Genomic DNA, 20,487 nt, shown 5'->3' on the forward strand with positions numbered 1-20,487 from the left:
CCTGTGACCGCCGAGAACCCGAGTCTGCGCGAGGTACAGGACAGGTCGTGTCCTCCACCCGTTCCACCGGACGCCGGGAGTGGGGTCAGTCCGTGCAGGGCGGGCCCTGGGCCTCGCTCGACTGGTGCCGGCTGTAGGCGCCGCAGGCGAGGACTGCCTCCGGGTGTTTTCCCGACTGGCGCAGCAGGACGAGCGTCTTGTCGTGGGGCGGGGCGTTGGCGCCGTCGTAGGAGACGTATCCGGTGGCTCCGTTGAAGGCGATGCCGGCGCCGAGGACCAGCAGGACGGACTTGCGGTCGATCTCCGGGTCGGCCAGTCCGGCCTTGCGCACCGCCTCCGACAGGACGTGGAAGGCGTCGTACGAGACGGCGGAGTGGCCGTCCTGCCGCCAGGGGTCGGTGCCTTCGGTGGTGGCCCTCACATAGGCGTCGTACTCGTCGACGAACTCGCTCGTCCCGTCGCTCGCGTCCGGGTGGTCGTCCGGCAGCCGGTGCGCGGAGTAGTACAGGCGCAGCCAGTCCTTGTTGGCGAAGGCGCCGGTCTGGGCCACGTTGGTCAGCTCGTTGCCGCCGAGCACCGTCACGTCGCGCGCGGTGCACGTCCCGGCGGTGTCCATGGAGTTGATGAGCGCGGTGAAGTCCTTGGACCGCGCCGACCAGTACACCACCGAGTCCGGTTCGTCCTCCAGCGCGTCGCACAGCGCCCGTGCCAGCCGGTCGGCGTCGGGCTGGCTGACGGCGCCGCTCAGCGGTGCGGAGCCGAAGTCGCCGTCCTGGTTGAAGTCGAACGCCTGGTGCGTGCCGTCGAACTCGTCGACGAACCGGCGGGCGAGGCTGTGGCTGTACAGGTCCGCGGAGCTCTCGATCACGATCGCGTGCTCCGCCGGGGCGCAGCGGTCCTCGGAGCCGGGCTCGGCCACGATGTTCTTCGTGTGCGCGAAGTCCGCCTCGATCCTGGCCTCGCGCGAGTTGAACGGCGTGGACGGCCAGTAGGTACGGGCGGCGGGGCCGGTGAGCATCTCGTCGGCGGTCGCGGTGGTGCCGATCGAGGGGATGCCCGCCTCGCCCAGGACCCGCAGGGCCGCCTGGGTCTCGTCACGGCTCTGCGCGAAGCCGAGGACGCCGACGACCCGGTCGGACGCCGGGACGCTCTCCTCGTCCGCCACCTCCGCGACGAGCTTCCTCGCCTCGCTCTCGGCGTCGCGGAAGGCGACTCCGGCCTCGCGCACGTCCACGCGCAGGGGGATCAGGGAGTCGTTGGCGACGGCCTCGAGGTTCAGTTTCTTCTGCCACATCGCGATGCCGCGCAGCTCCGGGATCGTCCCGTCGAAGCGCGTCTCGTCGTCGGTCCTCGGCGGGTCGGACACGAAGGCGACGACCGTCCGCACGGTACGGCCGTGACGGGCGTGCTGCGCGACGCGCGCGTTCTGTTCGTCGATGGTCCGCACGGCCGCCTCGTACCAGGCGGTGGTCTGCACCGGGATCGGTTCCGCCGGAGCGGACTGCGCCACGGATCCGGTGCCGCCGAGGCAGTCGCGGGGCGGGGGGAAGAGGACGGGCGGGAGCAGCACTCCGGCGGTGATCAGGGCGAGCGCGGCCGCGCCGACCGCGATCGCGGTCGGCACGTACCGGCTGAACCTGAACGTCCGCGGCCCGACGGGCAGGACGGGCACGCCGCCCGCCGCCAGGGCGGCTTCGGAGACGGCGACCAGGACCGGCGCTCCGCCGGCGGCGTCGTCGGCGAGCCGCACGCTCGCTTCCGGGAAGGTGCTCTCGGCCGGATCGCCCAGTTCCCGCAGCAGGGCGGCGGAGGGCACCCCCACGGCGACGACGAGCGGGCCCGGCGGCCCGGCGCTGGCCTGGGCCCGGCGCAGGGAACGCAGGAAACGTTCCGCCGCGCGGGCGCCCGGCTCCCCTTCCGGAGGCACTTCGACGAACAGGACCGGACGGCTGGTTCTGCGGCGCCGACCGGGCAGGAAGCGGCCGGTCCCGGGTCGGCGCAGGTCTTCCAGCAGGGCGCGCAGGAGGAGCCGGTCGAATTCCTGGAGCGCCTCCTCGTGGGCCGCGTCGTCCATGAGCTGGACGGAGCGCTCGGCGCCCACGTGGTCCATCACCCGGAAGAGGCTGGTGCTGCCCTGGGCCACCGGTTCCGCGCCGAGCCAGCCCCGCATCACCTTGCGGGAGATGCGCCGGGCCCAGAGCCACCGCGGGAGGAGCTGGACGAACGAGAGCCAGCTGAGGTTGGCCAGGAAGCCGGCGAGGCCGTCCAGGGCCGGGCCCTCCATCCTGGTGAAGGCCAGCGGTCCGCCGCGGTGGGCCCGTTGCTCACTGGCGTGGGCCCGCAGCTCCGTCGCCTGGTTCGCGTTCGTCGCCCACTCCTCGGGGTGCGCCCTGATGTACTCCACCAGGTCGCACATGACGTGGAAGTGCGGGAAGCGGTCGGGGGTCATGTGCTGCGGCATGCTGCGGTACAACTGCGCTCCGGCGCCGACGGAGAGCAGCCGGGCGTCGGCGTCCGCCCCGGTCCCGGCCGGCAGGTGGGCGAACGGCACCCGCTGGCGCAGCGCTCCGGCCAGGGCGGCGACGACACGGTCCACGCCGGCGCGGTACGACACCCGCGGCACGCGCAGGAGGAACAGCGGCGGACTGGTCTCCAGCTTCGCCCGGTTCTCGTACGCGGGGGCCACGGTGACGCGGAACTCCCGTACGAACTCGATGGCCTGGTCGTTGGGGAATCTGGGATCGCCGAGAGGTGTGGTCATGTGGAACTCCCCCTGTTCAACCTGATCGACACGCGCACCGAAGGGCGGCACCGGCTACTGCTGAATGAACTCGACTTGCTGTAAGCGGAGTTGAGAGAAGGAGGGCGGGGAAAGGAGTTGAAGGTTAGCCGCGATGCGGCGGGGGCCACAATGGGCTTTCGGAGGTGCTCCCACCCGTCGTCCCACGCGCCCCGTGCCCCCTGCCCTCGCGGTCACCCGCGGTGAGGAGGTGTTCCGGCACCGCCGCCCGGAGGCCGGTCCCGCGCTCCTTCCGCCGGGCCGGGCTGGGCCGGCCCGCCCCGCGTCAGGGCACCGCGTGCGTGCCGGCACCGCCGGCCGTGGGCGCAGCGGATACCGGGGGCTGGTCCGGCCAGGCGAAGGCGTACCGGGGGTCGCCGCCGCGGCACAGCCGTACGAAGCGCAGGAGTTCGCGGACGATGCCCGCGTTGCCCATCGCCCAGCCGGTGCGGGGTTCGAGACCGACCGGGGTGGCCCGGTGCTCGACGTTGGACCAGCGGGCGCCGTCGGTGTCCCGGATCGCGCGGGCGGTGAGATCGGCGACGAGGACGTGGGCGAAGTCGTACGGGTCCCGCTGTTCGGCGATCCGGTCACAGGCCAGGGCGAGGACCCCGGCGGTGCCGCAGCAGCGGCCGTTGTTGTCCCAGAAGCCGGGGCGCAGCCGGCGGGGCAGTCCGGAGCGGGCGGCCAGGGCGGACCAGACGGGGTCGTCCGTGACGTCCCGCAGCAGCCGGAAGGCCTGGGCGTCGCCGGCCGGGCCGTGGCACCAGCCGTAGCTGACGGGGTCGATGACATCGGGACGGTACTGCGGGGTGGAGTGCGGCACCAGGAAGCCGTCCGGCCCCGCTCCGTCCCGCGCGACGACGTCCGCGGCACCGGTCAGCGCCAGATCGAGGAGGTCCGCACGGCCGGTGGCCCCGCCGGCGGCACGCACGGCGATTCGGCCGTCTCACGCGTGTCCACGTTCACCTCCGGGTGGGATACGTCCCGGCAGGGCGCGGACCATGGCCGCGGGGTGCCGCGTCGTGTCCTGCGCAGTGCCCCGCCGAGGGCTCCGGTTTCCCGGAGCAGCCGAAGCACCAGGGGTCCGACAGGCCGCCGTCCGCGGTGAGGCCGTAGCGTGGGAGGTGCTCCCATCGCGCGTCCGACTGGCCGCGCAGCGCGGCGAGGTGGGTCAGCGCGCCGGCGTACCCCGCGTCGATCGCGGCCCGGTACAGGCGGTCCGCGTCACCCGCCCATCCCCTGCGGGCATACACGTGCGCGAGGTCCGAGAGCGCCTCCACGTGCCCCGCCCGTGCCGCGGCGGCGGCGTGGTCCTCCGCCGCCTCGTTGTCGCCGGCCTGCTGCCTCAGGCGGGCCAGTTCCCCCAGCGCGTGCGTCTGTCCCAGGTCCGCCGCCCGCCGGTAGAGCCGTTCCGCCTCCGCCTGCCTGCCCTCCGCCTCCCACAGGCCGGCCAGTTGCAGGAGCACCGCGCCGCCCCCGGCCGAGGCCAGCCGCTCGGCCCCTTCGCTGTCACCGCCCTTCTCCCTGCGCACCACGAACTCCTTGAGCACGCGGCTGTCGCCCGCGGCCGCCGCCTGAAGGACGAGGTCCTCCGCGCCGGAGCTGTCACCGGCCTTCTCCCTCAGCCGGGCGAGCAGGACCAGCGCCCCGGTGTTGCCCGCGCGGTGGGCCGTGCGGGCCAGCCGCTCGGCGCCCTCGCGGTCGCTGGACTGCTCGCGCAGCCACGCCAGTTCGAGGAGCGCGAAGGTACTGCCCCCGTCCGCGGCGCTGCACGCCATGCGTTCGGCTTCCTCACCGGCTCCCTCCTCCTCCCGCAGCAGGGCGAGGTGGGCCAGCGCGTCCGTGTTCCCGCGGCCGGCCGCGCGGTGGTAGAGCCCGAGCGCGGCCTGCCGGTCCCCGGCCCGCTCGCGCAGCCGGGCCAGTTCGGTCAGGGCGACCGTGCTGCCCTGGTCCACCGCCGCCCGCAGGAACCGTTCCGCCCCGTCGACGTCCCCCCATCTCCTTTTCAGGCGGGCGAGTTCGGTGAGGGCGAAGATGCTTCCCGACTCGGCTGCGAGGTCGAGGGCGCGGGTCGCGCCCTGCCGGTCACCGGCCTTCCAGCGCATGCCGGCCAGCCTGATGGCGGGACGTACCTTGCCCCGGTCGGCGGCCGCGCGTACCAGGTGCTCCGCCGCCGCGCCGTCGCCGGCCTTCTCCCGCATGCCCACCAGGTCCGACAGGGCGTAGGTGCTGCCCGTCTTGTCCAGGGCCAGGAAGGCGAGCGTCTCCGCGCGGCCCCGGTCGCCCACCTCTTCCCTGGAGCGGGCCAGTCCCGCATACGTCCTGATCCTGCCCCGGGCAGCGGCGTTCCTGGTGAGGCGCTGCGCCCCCTCGTCGTCGCCGGCCTCCTGACGCAGGCGGGCCAGCCTGGTCAGTGACGTGCTGTCGCCCTGGTTGGCGGCCTCGTGCGCCAGTTCCTCCGCCCGGCCCGGCTCCCCCAGAAGCTGACGCAGGCGCACCAGCTCCCAGCGCGCCCGCCGGTCGGCCGCCCAGGCGGCCTCGTGGCACTCCTTCGCCTTGACGACGTCCCCCACGCCCTCGGCGAGCCGGGCCAGTTCGGTTCGGACGTCGGCGTTCCCCTCGTTCAGCGCGTTCTCGTAGAGCGCCGCCGCGACCTTCAGACGTCCCCTTCGCTGCGCGGCACGCGCGAGCGCGACGCTGTCGTCGGTACCGGCGCAGTGGCGGATCGCCGCCTCCCAGAACGAGGCCGGCGGACACATCAGGCGGCGTTCGACACGGCCGTGCTGTTCGAGGTAGTCCGCCAGCCGGTACGTCCGTCCCGTGTCCTCGCCGCCGCGGGACGGCACGGGTGTCAGCGGGCCGGGTACCCCGTGGCACGGCAGGGCGCAGTACGCCAGCGCCTCCTCCCGCCAGTCCCCTGCGCGCAGGCCGAGTTCGTGCTCCTTCAGATAGCCCTCGGCGGCCTCGACGAGGAGTTCGTGGGGGAGCGCCGGCCCGTACCCCAGCCTGCGGTAGTCCATGGCCGCGTGGATCAGGGCCTTCTCCGCGGGCGCCGCGCACAGGTAGCGCCGCATGAGTTCCGGGACGCCGGCGAGGAACTGCGTGATCTCCCCGTGGCTCGCCCCCTTCAGAGCGCTGGCGAGCCTGGGATCACCATTCGCCTTCCGGCGGGCCCGGCGCAGGTCGGTCTCGGTGAATGCCCTCGGCACCTCGACGCACCGGCCGAGGCCGGTCAGCAGCTTGCGCTGCTGTTCGTAGCGGTCGTACGCACCCGTGGGCGACGGCGCCGTCAGGGGTTCCCAGAAGCGCGGCCAGATGGTGGCGAGGACCAGCACCGGGCTACGGCTCCGGTCGGTCAGGACCGAGCGCAGGCCGGCGGCGATGCCCTCGGCGGTCCTGGCGTCCGGGGCGAGGAGGTAGTGCTGGGCCTCGTTCAGCCAGATCACCGTCTGCGGGCCGACCTCTTCGAGGTGGACGAGCACGGCGTCCGGGCGGGTCGGATCGAACGGGTGCCAGACGCGCCAGTCCGCCGGAAGCCGCTCCAGCGCCTCCCAGCAGGCGCGGGTCTTCCCGGTCGAGGACTCTCCGACCAGCGTGACCAGCAGGCTCTCGCCGTCGATGGCCCGGTCCACGAGTGCGCCCAGCGCCGTGTCGTGATCCCGCGGGACGTAGGCGGGCAACCGGGAGACCGGCTGCTCACCGGGCACGTCGATCGCCCGGTGCACCTCCAGGGCGAACGGATCGAGGTCGGACACGGGGGTGCCCAGTGGCCGGGCGAAGTGGGCCGCCACCCACATCCTCCGGACCCGGGTGTCCACCTCGGCCGGGTTCCGTCCCGCTCCGCGGGCCAGCGCGAGGGCGACGGAGACGACGTCCTCCTGCGCCGCCGGGAGTTCCCTGGAGCTGATGATCCGGTGGATGGTGGCCTTCGAGGGGCTGCCCGGGAGGGCGTCGTCCTGTTCGATCTCCACCGCCATGCGCTGCGTCGGCGGCGCCCCGGCTTCGACGTAGAGCTGGTAGAGGTAGTCCTTCAAGTCCCGCAGCGGTGCCGGAGTGACGCCCCGGGGTCGTGTGATCCTCCGCTGACTCCCTTGCCGCGGGCCTCTGTTGTGACTGGTCATCGATGCATCCTTGCCCATGGGAGCCGAAGCCGCCCGTAAGGTCATGAAATCCGCCGTGGTGTACTACGCGCGCCGGACCACCGGAGGGTGATGTCCGCGCCAACGGCCCTGCCGCGGGCGCCCGTTCGGTGGCCCGGTCAGTACAGGAGCGCCCTGAGCATCTCGTCGGCGCCCGCTCCGACGACGCCGGAGACGACGCTGCCGAGGACGATTCCCCCGAGGGTCAGCCATTCGCGGCGGTTCAGCGGGCGTCGAGGCATGTCAGGTCTCCCGTCTCAGCGAGGTCGACCGGCGAACGGCCGGTCAAGACCCACTTTCGGGGACGTGAAGGCGTCGTGGACGAGTTGAGACGAGCGGGGAGCAGCCGGCCGTCCGTCTGCTCACCGGCAGGGGGTGTCGGGTGTCCGGGGCGGGGCGCCGCGCCGGACACGCCATACGCGCCATACGCGCCGTACGCGGCCCGGAGCGCGGCACGGGGGCGGACGGTGACGCCTGTGGTCCGCGTCCGGTGAGGCGGCGCCTGCTCGCGGACGCGAGCGGGCCGGAACCCCCGCGGGGGCTCCGGCCCGTCTCCTGTCGTCGGCGGGGCGCCGGTCAGGTGCCGGACGGGGCGGGGCCGACCAGCTCCGTCAGTACGTCCTCCATCGTCACGAACCCGATCACCTTGCCGCCCTCGCCGAGTACGGCGGCCAGATGGCTGCCCGCGGCACGCAGGGCGGTGAGGGTGTCGTCCAGCGGGGTGTCGATGTGCACCCGGGTGACCGGGTGCAGGGCCTGGCGCGGGAAGGGCCGGTCGCGGTCGGCGACGCCCAGGGTGTCCTTGATGTGCAGGTAGCCCAGGAGCGCCCCCTCACGGCCGGTGACCGGGAAGCGGGAGTAGCCCGCGTCGGCGGCCAGCCGCTCCAGACGCGCCGGGGTGACCGCCGTGTCGACCGTCCGCATGCTCCGCACCGGGACCAGGATCTCGCCGACCGGGCGGGTGCCCAGTTCCAGCGCGTCCCGCAGCCGCTCGCCGTCGGCCGGGGAGAGCAGCCCGGCCTCGCCCGCCTCGACGACCATGCGGGCCAGCTGGTCGTCGGTGAAGACGGACCCGACCTCGTCCTTCGGCTCCACCCGCAGCAGTTTCAGCAGGGTGTTGGCGAAGGCGTTGATCCCGAAGATCACCGGCTTCAGGGCCCCGGTGAGGGCCACCAGCAGCGGGCCGAGCAGCAGCGCCGTGGGGACCGGCGCCGCGAGCGCGATGTTCTTCGGCACCATCTCGCCGATCAGCATGTGCAGATACGTCGCCACCGCCAGGGCGATGACGAACGCGATCGGGTGCACCAGGCCGCCGGGGACGTGGACCGCCTCGAAGCCGGGCTCCAGCAGGTGGGCGATGGCCGGCTCCGCGACCGCGCCGAGCACCAGCGACGACACGGTGATGCCCAGCTGGGCGGTGGCCAGCATGGCGGAGAGGTGCTCCAGCCCCCACAGGGTCATCCTCGCGCGCCGGTTGCCCGCCTGGGCGTCGGGTTCGATCTGGCTGCGGCGCACCGAGAGCAGTGCGAACTCGGCGCCGACGAAGAAGGCGTTGGTCACCAGCGTCAGGGCGCCGATGACGAGTTGCAGGACGGTCATCGGGCGTCCTCCGTGAGCCGGGCCGGACGGCCGGCGGCCGGGGCGGTGATGCGGACGCGGTCGGCGCGGCGGTGGTCGACGTCGAGGACGTCGAGCCGCCAGCCGTCGAGGTCGACCACGTCCCCCTCGGCGGGGATACGGGCCAGGCGGGTGGCGATCAGTCCGGCGACCGTCTCGTAGGGGCCCTCCGGGGCGGTCAGTCCTATCCCGGCGAGCTCGTCGAGGCGTACGCCGCCGTCCGCCTCCCACACCTGGCGCCCGTCCGGGGTGCGCGGGGCGGGCAGCAGGTCGGGGACCTCGACGGGGTCGTGCTCGTCGCGGACCTCGCCGATGACCTCCTCGACGATGTCCTCCACCGTCACCAGACCCGCCGTGCCGCCGTACTCGTCGATGACGACGGCCATCGTGCGGGACGCCCGCATGCGTTCCAGGAGCCGGTCGGCGGGCAGGCTGTCGGGGACCAGCAGGGGCGCGGTGGCCAGTTCGGTGACCGGGGTGCCGGCCCGTTCGCGCGGGTCGAGGGCGAGGACGTCACGGATGTGGACGGTGCCGATGACCTCGTCCAGGCTGCCCCGGTAGACCGGGAAGCGGGACAGGCCGGTGGCGTGGGTCAGGTTGGCGGCGTCGGCGGCCGTCGCGTGCGCCTCGAGCGCCTTGACGTCGACGCGCGGTGTCATGACGTTCTCCGCGGTGAGCTCGCCCAGGTGCAGGGTGCGGACGAACAGTTCGGCGGAGTCCGCCTCCAGGGCGCCCTCGGCGGCGGAGTGCCGGGCGAGCGCGACGAGCTCGTCGGGCGTGCGGGCGGAGGCCAGCTCCTCGGCGGGCTCCAGGCCCAGGCGCCGTACGGCACGGTTCGCCGTGTTGTTCAGATGGCGGATGAAGGGACCGAAGGCGGCCGTGAAGGCGCGCTGCGGACCCGCCACCACCTTGGCGACGGCCAGCGGGCGGGAGATCGCCCAGTTCTTGGGCACCAGCTCGCCGACCACCATCAGCACGACGGTCGAGACGGCCACGCCCAGCACGGTCGCCACGGACGAGGCCGCTCCGCCGAGGCCGACCGCCTTCAGTGGGCCCCTCAGGAGACCGGCCAGCGACGGCTCGGCGAGCATGCCGATCACCAGTGAGGTGACCGTGATGCCCAGCTGGGCACCGGAGAGCTGGAGGGTCAGACGGCGTACGGCGGTCAGGGCGCCCTCGGCGCCCCGCTCGCCCGCCTCGACGGCCCGCTCCAGCTCACCGCGCTCGACGGTGGTCAGGGAGAACTCGGCCGCGACGAACACCGCGCAGGCCAGAGTGAGGAGGAGGGCCGCCAGGAGCAGCAGGATCTCGGTCACCGTGCCGCCCTCGCTCCCTCGTGTGCGGGGACCGTGCGGGGCGTGGCACGGCTGGTACTGGGAGGCTCACCCATCGCGGGCTCGGGTCTCCTTCTCGGTTCGACGGATCGGGGAGGGCGGGGTGCCCTCCACCTCATGGTAAAAGACGAGCAAAGCGTTCCGGTCGAGTCCTTCGCGGCAGCCAAGGTGCGACCGTTTTCGGACTTTCCCGCACCGGGGTCCCCGGCAGCGGCTCCGCCGGCCATGACCACCCTATGCTTCTACTCGCTTGTAGAGAACGACATGGTCCCCCCGGTTGTTCCCGCCCTCGCGGGCCGGTCCCGGCGGTTCCCGGTCGTCTCCGTAGATCGCACGCACGCATGTGAAGGAGAGAACGCCACCATGGTGTTCAGACGACTGCTCGGTTCGCTCGGCGTGGGCGGCCCCACCGTGGACACGGTCCTCGACCCGGGACCGGTCCGGCCCGGCGCCGCGCTCGCCGGCCAGGTGCACCTCAAGGGCGGCAACGCCGACTTCGACATCGAGCACATCACCCTGGAGCTGGTGGCGCGGGTCGAGATCGAGCACGGGGACGGCGAGAACGAGGGGGTCGTCCCCTTCGAGCGGTTCACCGTCGGCGGCGGATTCCGGCTCGCCGAGGGCGAGGAGCGGTCCGTGCCGTTCCGTGTGACCCTGCCCTGGGAGACGCCGGTCACCGAACTGCACGGGCAGGCCCTCGGTGTCGTCCTCGGGGTGCGCACGGAGCTGTCGGTTGCGGGCGCGAAGGACAAGGGCGACCTCGACCCGCTGACCGTGGCGCCGCTGCCCGCGCAGGAGGCGGTCCTGGAGGCCTTCGGCCGGCTCGGCTTCGGCTTCGGCTCGGCCGACCTGGAGCTCGGGCGGATCGGCGGCACGGGGCAACGGCTGCCGTTCCACCAGGAGATCGAACTCATCCCCGCGCCGCGGTACGCCCACCAGGTCAGCGAGATCGAGGTGACCTTCCTCGCGGACCCGGCCGGCCTCGAGGTGGTGCTGGAGGCCGACAGGCGCGGCGGCCCGCTCCCCTCCGGTCACGACGCGCTCACCCGCTTCACGGTCGGCCACCACGACTCGCGCGACTGGGAGGCCGAGGTCGGCGGCTGGATCCGGCGGCTCGTGGAGCACCGGGCGCCGTACGGCTCGCACGCCGCGTACGGACACGAGCACGGGTACGGGCCCGACGACCGGCACCACGACGGACACCGTTGCGGACCGGGCACGGGCACCGTGGTCGCCGCGGGCGCCGCCGGGCTGGCGGCCGGTGTCGTCGGCGGCACGGTCGCGGCCGAAGTCGTCGACGAGGTCGGTGACTTCTTCGAGGGCGAGGAGGAAGAGGGCTGAGCGGTCGCCTCCGGGCGGGAACCGCGCCATCCAATTCTACAATGCTGTAGAAATGAGGGGCCGTCCGATCCGGACGGCCCCGAAGCCCCGTACCCGTCTGGAGTTCTCATGGCCCTGTGGGACCGCATCAGGGAGTCAGCATCGACGATGCAGACCCAGTTGACGGCGAAGAAGAACGACCTCAGGAGCGGCGCCTTCCGCGACGCGAGCATGGCCGTGTGCGCGCTCGTCGCCGCCGCCGACGGCACCGTCGACCCCTCCGAGCGGCAGCGGGTGGCCCAGCTGATCGCGTCCAACGAGGTGCTGCAGAACTTCCCGGCCGACGACCTGCGCCGGCGCTTCGAGGAGAACCTGGACAGGCTGACCGCCGACTTCGACTTCGGCAGGGTGAGCGTGCTGCAGGAGATCGCCAAGGCGAAGAAGAAGCCCGCCGAGGCCCGGGCCGTGATCCAGATCGGCATCGTCATCGGCGGCGCCGACGGTCACTTCGACAAGGACGAACAGGCCGTCGTCCGCGAGGCGTGCTTCGCCCTCGGCCTGCCGCCGCACGAGTTCGACCTCTGACCTCCGACGACCGGAGCCCCGGCGCCCCACGCGGCGGCCGGCCGAGCGGCGGCACCACACGCGGGCTGCCGGACTGCGCCACCGTGCGCGCCGCGTCGGAGCGGGATCGCCACGCACGGCGCGCCGGAGCGGTGCAGCCGCGCGGTGGCGGCACGCGCGGCGGGTCAGAGCGGTGTCGCCGCCTGGAGGATGACGACCATCGTGACGGCCGAGTTCGCGGACGACATCGCGGACACGGCCGTCCCGGCGGCAGCGCTCCACGCCGCCAGGCCCACCGCGGTGAACACCGACGGCCAGCTGCGCACCGCCGGGGCCGGGCCGAGCAGGGCCGCCACCCGGCGCGGCACCGGCCCCGGGGCCGCGAGGCCCGCGAGCGTGGCCACCGGGGTTCCCGTGGAGACGAGGGCCGCCTTGCCGATGGCGCGCGCCACCGCGCGACGGCTGCCGACGGCCTCGGCCGCCTCCTCGTCCGCCCAGCGTTCCGTCGTGAAGGAGACGGCCGTACGCAGCGGGCGCAGGAAAGGGTTGGCGCGCGCGGCCAGCCGGACGGCGAGCAGGAACCGGTGGTGACGGGCGGTCAGGTGGGCCCGCTCGTGGGCGAACAGGGCGCGCCGCTCGGCCGGTTCGAGGCAGTCGAGCAGGGCGGTGGTCACCACGACCCGGTCGCGGCGGCCGGGAAGCGCGTACGCGTAGGGAACGTCGTCGGTCAGGACGGCGACCTCGGTGTCCGGCAGCCCGGCCAGCGCCCGGTGGGCGCGGCGGCGCACCCGGCCGTGCCGCCACAGGGTCCGGCCGCAGGCGACGACCACCGCGCACAGCGCCGGGATCGCCGCCTTGCCGACGACCTCGTCGTACGGCACCGCCGCCCGCACCTCGGGGTCCGACCAGCCGTCGGGCAGCGGATTGCCGGGCAGCTGGGCGGTGCCCACCACCATCACCAGTCCCAGGCACACCGTGCTGCACGTCGCCATCACCGCGGCGACGGCCGTGAGCAGTCCGGTCGCCGCACGGGGGTGCAGATGCTGTTCGGCCAGGCGCGCGACGGGCCAGGCCGTGAGCGGCAGCACGAGCGGCAGGAAGACGAAGACCCCCATGAGGCGTCAGTCCTCCCCTTCGCTCCCGGCCCGCCCCAGGAGCTCCCGCAGCAGCCGCTCGTCGTTCGGCCCCAGGCCGGTGACGAAGCTGGCCAGCACCGCCTCCCGGTCGCTCTCGGCGTCCAGCACCCTGCGCATCCGGTGCGCCGCGAGGCCGGCCTGGTCCGAGGCCGACGTCCAGGCGAAGGACCGGCCCGCGCGCTCCCGGGTCACCGCGCCCTTGGCCAGCAGCCGGGTCAGGATCGTGATCACCGTCGTATAGGCGAGGTCCCCGCCGAGCCGCTCCTGCACCCAGCCGGCCGTCGCCGGCCCGTCCGCCTCCCGCAGCGCCTCCAGGACCAGCGCCTCCAGCTCGCCCTGCCCCCGCCGCCGGGGGCGCTGCCGCTCATCCGCCATGCCCTGTCTCCCTTCCGCCGACCCGCGCGTCACCTTCGGTACACCAGGCGGTACATCGTAAGGAAAGCAGAGACCACCCACCGATTTTTCTACAGTGCTGTAGATTCCCGTGGTGCCGCCCTGCCCGCGCCGGCACCTCACCCAGCCCACCGGAAGAACGGGACCCTCATGTTCGGACTGAGCGAACTCGCGATCATCCTCGTCGTCGTCATCGCCGTGCTCTGCGCCAGGAAGCTGCCCGAGCTGGCCCGCTCGGCGGGCAAGTCGGCGCGCATCCTGAAGGCCGAGGCCAGGGCGATGAAGGACGAGGACGCGCCGGACGCGCCCCGGGTGATCCCCGGGGAGACCGTCACCCCGGGCGAGCCGGAGCCCGGGGGCACACAGCGGCACCGGCAGTGACGGGCGGCCCGGCGACGGCCGCGCGGGCGAGCGTGGCGGGGCGACGGCCCTGACGCCCGGGTGACCGCCCCGGGAGTGCTCCGCCGGCCGTGACCTCCCCGGCGGCGCGGACCGGTGTGTGCCGGGGAGGCATGCGACCGTTGCTTCCTGGACAGGTGCACCGAGTCACTCCGAAGCAGCCGGCAGGTGGGAAGCGACCTCGTTCATGGCCCAGGCACCGGACACGACGACCGCAGCAGACACCGGCACCGGCACCGGCACCGGCACCGAGGGGGAAACGGCGGAAGCCGGGGTCCGCGGGCCCGCCGCCCCGGCGGCCGGCCGGGGCTTCCCCTCCGCCCTCGCCCGCGGCGGACGGGTGAACGGCCTGGACGGACTGCGGACCTGCGCGGTCGCCCTGGTGCTCGTCTACCACGTGACACCGGACCTGGTGCCGGGCGGCTCGGTGGCCGTGGACCTCTTCTTCACCATCAGCGGTTTCGTCATCACCCGCCTGCTGCTCGCCGAGTACGCCCGCACCGGCGGCGTCGCCCTGCTCCTTTTCTACCGGCGGCGCTGGCTGCGGCTCGTCCCCGCGCTGCTGGCCGTGTGCACCCTGTGCGCGGCGCTGTCGGTGACCACCTCGCTGTGGGGCTTCGACGGCGCCTGGCGGGCCGCGGGGCTGTCGGCGCTGTTCCTGGTCAACGTCGTACGGGCCGCGGAGTCCGGCCCCTACTCCGACCTCACCGGACCGCTGGCGCACACCTGGTCGCTGGGCGTGGAGGAGCAGTTCTACCTGCTCTGGCCGCTCGTCCTGCTCGTCCTGCTGCGACGCGTGGGGGCCCGCACGGTGCTGCTGTGCACGGCGGTCCTGTGCGCGCTGCCCGCGCTGTGGCGCTGGGTGCTGTGGAACCCGGACGCGGCCCACCGCATCTACAACGGCACCGACACCCGCGCCGACCAGCTGCTGGCCGGTGCCCTCGTCGCCGTGGTCCTGGCCCGGCTGCGCGCGGACGACCCCCGGTCGGCGGTGCTGCGCCTCTGGGCGGGCCGGCTGGCCTGGCCCGCGCTCGGGCTGCTGGCGCTCGTGGCCTGGCGGATGCCGGTGACCGCCGGCATCGGGGGCTGGACCGCCGCCTGGTACACCGCCGGGTTCCTGGGGGTGGCGGTGCTCTCCGCCACCCTGGTCGCGGGGCTCGAACTGCGGCCCGACGGGCGGCTGTCCCGGCTCCTGTCGCTGACGCCCCTGGCCTGGGCGGGCCGCAACCTGAGCTACGGCATCTACCTGTGGCACTACCCCGTCGTGCGGCTGCTGGCCTCCCTCGGCGTGGAGGACGGGCGGCTGCCGGCCACGGTGGTCCTGAGCCTCCTGATGGCCCTCCTGTCGTACCACGTCATCGAGGCACCGTTCCTGCGCCGGGCCCGTGACCACGCGCCGGGGGGCGCGCGACGCGCCCTTCCGGCATGACGGCGGCGGCGCCCCGCCCGACCGCCGCACACCGGCACGCCCGGACCTCGGCAGCGACCGCCGGATGTCCGGCCGCGGCCGACCCGGCGCACCCGTCCCGGCGCACCCGCCCCGGCGTCTTCGGCGGTAGGGGCCCGGTCCGCGGCACGGCCGGCCCACCCGGTTCCCCTCGGGTGGGCCGGTCCTCCTCAGGACCGGGTCAGGCCGATCTCGGCGCAGGCCGCCGCGTAGGGCCTGGTGCAGATCTCCCCGACGGTGTAGACGCCGTCCTGGATCACCGTGTCCCCGATGTTCTCCCTGGTGAGGGCGACCACCGGGACCAGCATCGCCGGCACGTCCTTCCGCGTGGGGCTGTCCACCCGGTCGCGGGCCAGCGCGTCGAACTGGATCGAGCGGTCCTGCACCTTGGCCACCGCCATGTCCGCGGCCCCGGTCGCCTCCAGCAGGAAGGACTTGTAGACCGTCATGTACTGCTTGCCCGAGATGACCCGCTGCACCGCCGCCAGGTCCGCGTCCTGCCCGGTCACCGGCGGGATGTCGGTGACACCCGCCTCCTCCAGCGCCTCGATGACGGCACCGGCCATGCCGTCGTTCGCCGAGTAGACGGCGGCGACGTTGCCGGCGCCGATCTCCTTGATCGCCGTGCGCATGTTCTCCGCCGCGACCTGGGGCTTCCACTTCTCCGTGTGGTAGGTCGCGGCGATGTCCACGTTGCCGTCCAGTTCGCTGAGCGCGCCCTTCTTGAACAGTGCCGTGTTCGGGTCGGCGGGCTCGCCGTTCATCATGACGACCTTGCTGTTCTCGGCGTCACCGCCGAGCGCGTTCACCAGGGCACGGCCCTGCACCTGCCCGACCAGTTCGTTGTCGTGCGAGACGTACGCGTCGATCGGGCCCTCGGCGAGACGGTCGTAGGCGATGACGGGGATGTCCGCGTCCTTGGCCTTCCGCACGTCCGGCGCGATGGCCTTGGCGTCCACCGCGTCGACCAGGATCACGTCGACGCCGTCGGCGACCATCTTCCCGAACTGCTCGCTCTGCCGGGCCTTGCTGCCCTCGGCGTTCTCGTAGCGGACCTTGCCCCGCTTGTCGGTGAGGGCGGAGATCCGCTCCTTGATGAGGGGGTAGTCGAACTTCTCGAAGCGCGCCGTGTCCCTGTCGGGCAGCAGCAGACCGACGGTGATGTCGTGGCTCTTGTGGCGCGATGCCGCGTCGTCACCGTCTCCGGCCCCGCCGACGACACCGCACGCGGTGAGCGTGAGGGCCGACAGACCGGCGGTCAGGAGCAGGGTGGTGCGACGTACTGCGTGGGGGGTGGAACGGGGGATCACGTGAGATGCCTTTCGGGCGATCGTGCAGCGTGGGCGACCAAATGGGCCGGGGGGCCGACGCGGCACCTCGGTGCGGCGTCGAGGCCGGCTTCCGGCTGAGGCCCGAACGTTGTTGCCGAGCAGTGTGTCCGTTGTGCGGTGGTGCGGCGGCCGTACTCACGACCTCCTCGCGCGGTGTGCGGAAAATGTGCGCAGGAGCGGCACACGGGCTGCACACAGTGGGTCCTGTGGCTCGTTAGCGTTGTTGTTCCCTGCTCCGGACCGGCCTCCGCGGGCGTCGGTACGTCAACTCAGGAAGTCAGCGGATGGACTACTGCTCCACGTGTCGCCGGCATCTCAACGGTGCCCTGGTCTGCCCCGGCTGCGGCGCCTACGCTCCCGACATCGCGCCCGGCGTCGTCGGCAGTCGGGCCGTGCCCGCGGCGGTGGCCCCGGCGGCGGCGGCCGACGCCGGCGTCCCCGCCATCCACCGCGACGGCGGTACGGCGGTGGCGGCGGCCGGCACGGACGCGCTCCCCTCCGCCGAGGTGCCGCACGCGATACCCGCGCCCGTGGACACGGGCACCGGCCGCGCGGCACGGCGGCGGCAGCAGGTCCGCTGGAAGAAGACCCAGCGGCGTGCCCTGGTCGCCACGGCCGTCGCCCTCGTCGGCGGCGGGCTGACCCTCGTCTCCATGGACCGGGGCAACGGAGACCGCACCCAGGCCGCCGCGGCACCCGACCTCAAGGGCATGGGCGGTGCGAAGGGCCCCGCGGACGAGTACGGCGACCCGGGATCCCCGGCGCCCGCCCCGGATCGCGCCTCGCAGCCGCCGTCGGCCGGCGACGGACGTCACCGGCCGGCCGACGACGCCCCTGCGGCCACCACCCCGTCGGACACCCGGACGGACGGTGTCACCGCCTCGCGGGCGGCGGCGGGCTCCCGGCCGGCCATCACCGCCCCGGACACCGGCTCCGGCGCGCGCCCGGACACCACGGCGGACACGGCCACCGGCGCGGACAGCGGTTCCCGGGCCGACGGGCCGGATACGGCCACCCGGCCGGCGCCGCCGCCCCCGGTCGCCGACGACAGCGACGGGACCGGCGCGGACACCGGCACGGACCAGGGCGCCTCCGAGCCCGCCCCCACCACTCCCCCGGCGGCCTCCCCGGAGTCCCCGAGGTCCCCGGACAAGCTCTGCCTCCTGGTCATCTGCCTCGGCAGCTGACCCGGCGAGACCACGGAGCCGCGCCGGCTCGTCCCCCACGGGCCGGCCCGTCCTCGCGAACCGGGCCGTCCCGGCGAGCCGTCTCTCAGCCGAACGCGGCGAGGGTACGGCGGGTGGCCTCGGCGATCAGCGCGTCGTCGGCGGTGTCGTCCCGGGCGGGGCGGTCGCTCAGGACCGCCATCACCAGCGGGGCGCCGCGGCCGGGCCACAGCACGGCGACGTCGTTGGCGCGGCCCCAGTCGCCGGTTCCGGTCTTGTCGCCCACCGTCCAGTCCCGGGGCACACCGGCCCTGATGCGCCGGCCGCCGGTCGTGTTGCGGACCAGCCAGTCCGTCAGCCGGGCCCGCTCGGCGGCGGGGAGGGCGTCGCCGAGGACGAGCGCCCGGTGGTCGGCGGCGAGGGCCCGGGGGGTCGTGGTGTCGTGCGGGTCACCCGGCGGGTTCCGGTTCAGTTCGGGTTCGTAGTGGTCCAGACGGCTGACGCGGTCGCCGAGTCCGCGCAGGTACGCGGTGAGCGCGCGCGGGCCGCCGAGCCGGCGCAGCAGCAGGTTGGCGGCCGTGTTGTCGCTGTACCGGACGGCCGCGTCGCAGAGCTGACGCACCGTCATGCCGTGCGCGACGTGCTTCTCGGCGACCGGCGAGTGGGCGGCGAGGTCGGCCCGGGTGTAGGTGACGCGCTCGTCCGGCCCGGCGAGCGGGCCGCGCGCCAGGACGGCGCCCGCGGCGAGCGTCTTGAAGGTGGAGCAGAACGCGAAGCGTTCGTCGGCGCGGTGCACCACGGTGGCGCCGGTTCCGGTCTCGACGGCGTACACCCCGAGGCGGGCACCGTATGCGCGTTCGAGTTCGGCGAGGCTCCGGGGGGCCACCGGATCGGGGGTGCGGCGGCCCGGCGAGGCCGAGGACGCAGGTGCCGCCGGGGTCGCCGGGGCCGGACCGCGGTCGCGCGCCGGGGTGCCGGTGGCGCATCCGGCCACGGGGGTGAGGCCGGCGGCCAGCAGCAGCGCGCGGCGGGAGGGATGTGCGGGCACAGGGTTTCCCTTTCGCAGGGTGCGGTCAGGACGCGGGTACGGCGGACGGCAGGGCGTCGGAGACCTCCGCCGCGCCGGTCCTGGCGCCGGTGTCGCCGGGCGGGCCGGGCAGGACGCGTGCCGCGCCCCCGCTGACGGTCGCCCGCACCGGTGACGTGCGCGTCGCCGGGAGGACCGGCGGCCCGCCGACCCCGCGGGGCGAGGCCGGCGCCGTCGAGCACCGGGACGCGGGACGGTACGCCGTCGCCGTGTTCACCCGGACCGCGCACACCGCGGTCACCCTTCCGGCGGCCGACGCGGTGATCGGCGCGGCGGTGCGCACCGCGGTGGACGCGCCCGGGCGGAGGAGTTGCGGTCGCATTGACGCCGCGTGAAAAGCAAACGGATAACCGGGGATAAACAAAGAGCAGGGGCCCGCACCGAAGTGCGAGCCCCTGCTCCGAAACCCTGCGTACAGGTCAGGCGGGAACGATGTTCTCCGCCTGCGGGCCCTTCTGGCCCTGGGTGACGTCGAAGGTCACCTTCTGGCCTTCCTGGAGCTCACGGAAGCCCGAGGTGGCGATGTTCGAGTAGTGGGCGAACACGTCAGCGCCGCCGCCGTCCTGCTCGATGAAGCCGAAGCCCTTTTCCGAGTTGAACCACTTCACCGTACCGGTGGCCATATCAAATCTCCTGAGACAGTGCCGGAACTCGCACTTTACGAATCCCTACATCGTCGCGATGATCACCTGCCCGGAGACCCGTAGCAAAACGGCAACCACAACTGCAACTGACGTCAGCCTAGCATGAAAAGCACCTACGGCAAGCGAGGAAAATCACTGGAATAAAACGCCGCCGGCACGTTTGAGGAAAGGATTACGCTCGGCGGGAGCGGAATTTCTGTTCCGGCGACAGTAGATTTTCACCGGCTCGCGGGGACCGCGCCCCCTCCCGGCGGCGCAGCGCCCCGTCGGCCCCCGGTTCGGCGGCCCCGTCCGGGAAGCAGGCCGGGAAGTGGCCGCCGTCGAGCCGGCCGGCGGCGGGCGGCGGGCCCTCCGAGGGCATGCGCGCCCTTCCGCGGACCACAGCGGGAACGGTCCGCCACGGGAAGGGCCCCCGCAGGAAAACTTTGGCGAGCTCGACGGAAAACCTGTCGCGGCGGACGCAGGTTTTTCACCCGCACGGCGCCCGCGCCCCGGCCCTCACCCCCTCACCCCCGCGCCCCACCGGCGACGGCACGGGGAACGCCCCTGCGTACGGGAGGGCCGGGGCGGGCCCCGAGCTGCACACGCGGGGGGACGCGACGGCCCGTCCCGGCCTTCCTCTGGCCGCAATCTGTCACGGGGACAGGCGCGCCGCCCGCCGGGACCGGCCGAACGAGAAGAGGGCATTCCGGGCGCTTTATCCCATGTCCTGATTCATACTCGGAAGCATGAGCACGGCAACGTATGAACTTCTGGCCGCCGGCCAGCACGTGTGGAACGTGACCGGGGCCTTCCTCGGCGGGCTGTTCGTGGCCGGCGCGCTGATCTGGGCCGTACGTGTCGGCATGCGGTACATGGACCAGGAAGAGCCCCGCCCCAGGGCCGAGGACCAGCCGAAGCTGCCGGACGGCGGGGCGGTCCACGAGATGCGGGAGATGCGGGAGCCGGACGAGGTGCCGGACATGTCGAAGACCGGCTCACACCGTCTCATGCCCTACGAGCTGCATCACGCCGCGACCAGGACGGGCAAGGACCAGAACCGCAAGCGCTGGCTGCCCGGATCCAGCGGGGGCTTCGGCAGCGGGGGCCCGGGGCACGTCTGAACCCACCCCCGCACCGGTTCCGGCC

The 20,487-nt window shown here is 73.7% G+C and carries 16 protein-coding genes and 2 pseudogenes; 7 read left to right on the top strand and 11 right to left on the bottom strand.

Annotation, left to right across the window (positions count from 1 at the left end):
- Positions 1–85: 85 nt before the first annotated feature.
- The 6 genes and pseudogenes from ACF07S_RS14345 to ACF07S_RS14370 form a co-directional block, all read right to left on the bottom strand.
- Entirely contained in the window at positions 86–2,761 is a 2,676-nt protein-coding gene (locus ACF07S_RS14345; RefSeq protein ID WP_391974282.1) for an ABC transporter substrate-binding protein, read from the bottom strand.
- 304 nt (positions 2,762–3,065) lie between these two features.
- Positions 3,066–3,707, bottom strand: a pseudogene (locus ACF07S_RS14350) (lanthionine synthetase LanC family protein); the annotation flags it as partial.
- A gap of 37 nt (positions 3,708–3,744) precedes the next feature.
- Positions 3,745–6,816, bottom strand: a complete 3,072-nt coding sequence (locus ACF07S_RS14355) for a hypothetical protein (protein ID WP_391962740.1) — start codon at positions 6,814–6,816, stop codon at positions 3,745–3,747.
- 224 nt (positions 6,817–7,040) lie between these two features.
- Entirely contained in the window at positions 7,041–7,163 is a 123-nt protein-coding gene (locus tag ACF07S_RS14360) for a hypothetical protein (RefSeq protein ID WP_391962739.1), read from the bottom strand.
- A gap of 334 nt (positions 7,164–7,497) precedes the next feature.
- Positions 7,498–8,520, bottom strand: a complete 1,023-nt coding sequence (locus ACF07S_RS14365) for a hemolysin family protein (protein ID WP_391962738.1) — start codon at positions 8,518–8,520, stop codon at positions 7,498–7,500.
- Positions 8,517–9,854, bottom strand: coding sequence for a hemolysin family protein (locus ACF07S_RS14370; protein ID WP_391962737.1), 1,338 nt, complete (start codon positions 9,852–9,854; stop codon positions 8,517–8,519). The genes ACF07S_RS14365 and ACF07S_RS14370 overlap by 4 nt, the downstream gene beginning before the upstream one ends.
- A 381-nt stretch (positions 9,855–10,235) precedes the next feature.
- Between ACF07S_RS14370 and ACF07S_RS14375 the strand changes: the two genes are divergently transcribed.
- Both ACF07S_RS14375 and ACF07S_RS14380 read left to right on the top strand, forming a co-directional pair.
- Positions 10,236–11,213, top strand: coding sequence for a sporulation protein (locus ACF07S_RS14375; protein ID WP_391962736.1), 978 nt, complete (start codon positions 10,236–10,238; stop codon positions 11,211–11,213).
- Positions 11,214–11,321: 108 nt separating this feature from the next.
- Positions 11,322–11,777, top strand: coding sequence for a tellurite resistance TerB family protein (locus tag ACF07S_RS14380; RefSeq protein WP_391962735.1), 456 nt, complete (start codon positions 11,322–11,324; stop codon positions 11,775–11,777).
- A 164-nt stretch (positions 11,778–11,941) separates the two neighbouring features.
- Here ACF07S_RS14380 and ACF07S_RS14385 read toward each other — a convergent pair whose 3' ends face one another.
- A complete protein-coding gene (locus tag ACF07S_RS14385; RefSeq protein ID WP_391962734.1) occupies positions 11,942–12,871 on the bottom strand; it encodes a M56 family metallopeptidase in 930 nt (309 codons plus the stop codon).
- A 6-nt stretch (positions 12,872–12,877) separates the two neighbouring features.
- Entirely contained in the window at positions 12,878–13,267 is a 390-nt protein-coding gene (locus tag ACF07S_RS14390) for a BlaI/MecI/CopY family transcriptional regulator (RefSeq protein WP_391962733.1), read from the bottom strand.
- Between the two features lie 168 nt (positions 13,268–13,435).
- On the opposite strand from ACF07S_RS14390, the gene ACF07S_RS14395 reads away from it, so the two are divergent.
- Entirely contained in the window at positions 13,436–13,666 is a 231-nt protein-coding gene (locus tag ACF07S_RS14395) for a twin-arginine translocase TatA/TatE family subunit (protein ID WP_391962732.1), read from the top strand.
- Between the two features lie 205 nt (positions 13,667–13,871).
- Positions 13,872–15,113 (top strand): acyltransferase family protein, encoded by a 1,242-nt coding sequence (locus ACF07S_RS14400; protein ID WP_391974283.1) that lies wholly within the window; start codon positions 13,872–13,874, stop codon positions 15,111–15,113.
- Positions 15,114–15,301: 188 nt separating this feature from the next.
- Here the strand turns inward: ACF07S_RS14400 and ACF07S_RS14405 are convergent, their stop codons facing one another.
- Positions 15,302–16,438 (bottom strand): sugar ABC transporter substrate-binding protein, encoded by a 1,137-nt coding sequence (locus ACF07S_RS14405; protein ID WP_391963048.1) that lies wholly within the window; start codon positions 16,436–16,438, stop codon positions 15,302–15,304.
- A 308-nt stretch (positions 16,439–16,746) separates the two neighbouring features.
- Here ACF07S_RS14405 and ACF07S_RS14410 point away from each other — a divergent pair, with 308 nt between their 5' ends.
- On the top strand, positions 16,747–17,649 hold the full coding sequence (locus ACF07S_RS14410; RefSeq protein ID WP_391974284.1) for a hypothetical protein: 903 nt from the start codon (positions 16,747–16,749) through the stop codon (positions 17,647–17,649).
- An 85-nt stretch (positions 17,650–17,734) separates the two neighbouring features.
- Here the strand turns inward: ACF07S_RS14410 and bla are convergent, their stop codons facing one another.
- On the bottom strand, positions 17,735–18,676 hold the full coding sequence (bla, locus tag ACF07S_RS14415) for a class A beta-lactamase (RefSeq protein ID WP_391974285.1): 942 nt from the start codon (positions 18,674–18,676) through the stop codon (positions 17,735–17,737).
- A gap of 152 nt (positions 18,677–18,828) precedes the next feature.
- Here bla and ACF07S_RS14420 point away from each other — a divergent pair.
- A pseudogene (locus ACF07S_RS14420) lies at positions 18,829–19,050 on the top strand (serine hydrolase); the annotation flags it as partial.
- An 84-nt stretch (positions 19,051–19,134) separates the two neighbouring features.
- Here the strand turns inward: ACF07S_RS14420 and ACF07S_RS14425 are convergent.
- Complete coding sequence (locus ACF07S_RS14425; RefSeq protein ID WP_004985680.1) at positions 19,135–19,338, bottom strand: cold-shock protein; 204 nt, start codon at positions 19,336–19,338, stop codon at positions 19,135–19,137.
- Between the two features lie 749 nt (positions 19,339–20,087).
- On the opposite strand from ACF07S_RS14425, the gene ACF07S_RS14430 reads away from it, so the two are divergent.
- Positions 20,088–20,462: a DUF6479 family protein gene (locus ACF07S_RS14430; RefSeq protein WP_391962728.1), complete on the top strand. Its 375-nt coding sequence runs from the start codon at positions 20,088–20,090 to the stop codon at positions 20,460–20,462.
- Positions 20,463–20,487 lie beyond the last annotated feature (25 nt).

It is taken from the genome of Streptomyces sp. NPDC016640 (assembly GCF_043076215.1).
Taxonomy (GTDB): Bacteria; Actinomycetota; Actinomycetes; order Streptomycetales; family Streptomycetaceae; genus Streptomyces.

Bases quoted from the DNA above. Each gene is read 5' to 3' on its own strand.
- ACF07S_RS14395 (WP_391962732.1), top strand. From the start codon at position 13,436: ATGTTCGGACTGAGCGAACTCGCGATCATCCTCGTCGTCGTCATCGCC.
- ACF07S_RS14410 (WP_391974284.1), top strand. From the start codon at position 16,747: ATGGACTACTGCTCCACGTGTCGCCGGCATCTCAACGGTGCCCTGGTC.
- ACF07S_RS14390 (WP_391962733.1), bottom strand. From the start codon at position 13,267: ATGGCGGATGAGCGGCAGCGCCCCCGGCGGCGGGGGCAGGGCGAGCTG.
- ACF07S_RS14430 (WP_391962728.1), top strand. From the start codon at position 20,088: ATGAGCACGGCAACGTATGAACTTCTGGCCGCCGGCCAGCACGTGTGG.
- ACF07S_RS14360 (WP_391962739.1), bottom strand. From the start codon at position 7,163: ATGCCTCGACGCCCGCTGAACCGCCGCGAATGGCTGACCCTCGGGGGA.
- ACF07S_RS14345 (WP_391974282.1), bottom strand. From the start codon at position 2,761: ATGACCACACCTCTCGGCGATCCCAGATTCCCCAACGACCAGGCCATC.
- ACF07S_RS14365 (WP_391962738.1), bottom strand. From the start codon at position 8,520: ATGACCGTCCTGCAACTCGTCATCGGCGCCCTGACGCTGGTGACCAAC.
- ACF07S_RS14385 (WP_391962734.1), bottom strand. From the start codon at position 12,871: ATGGGGGTCTTCGTCTTCCTGCCGCTCGTGCTGCCGCTCACGGCCTGG.
- ACF07S_RS14400 (WP_391974283.1), top strand. From the start codon at position 13,872: ATGGCCCAGGCACCGGACACGACGACCGCAGCAGACACCGGCACCGGC.
- ACF07S_RS14425 (WP_004985680.1), bottom strand. From the start codon at position 19,338: ATGGCCACCGGTACGGTGAAGTGGTTCAACTCGGAAAAGGGCTTCGGC.
- ACF07S_RS14375 (WP_391962736.1), top strand. From the start codon at position 10,236: ATGGTGTTCAGACGACTGCTCGGTTCGCTCGGCGTGGGCGGCCCCACC.
- ACF07S_RS14380 (WP_391962735.1), top strand. From the start codon at position 11,322: ATGGCCCTGTGGGACCGCATCAGGGAGTCAGCATCGACGATGCAGACC.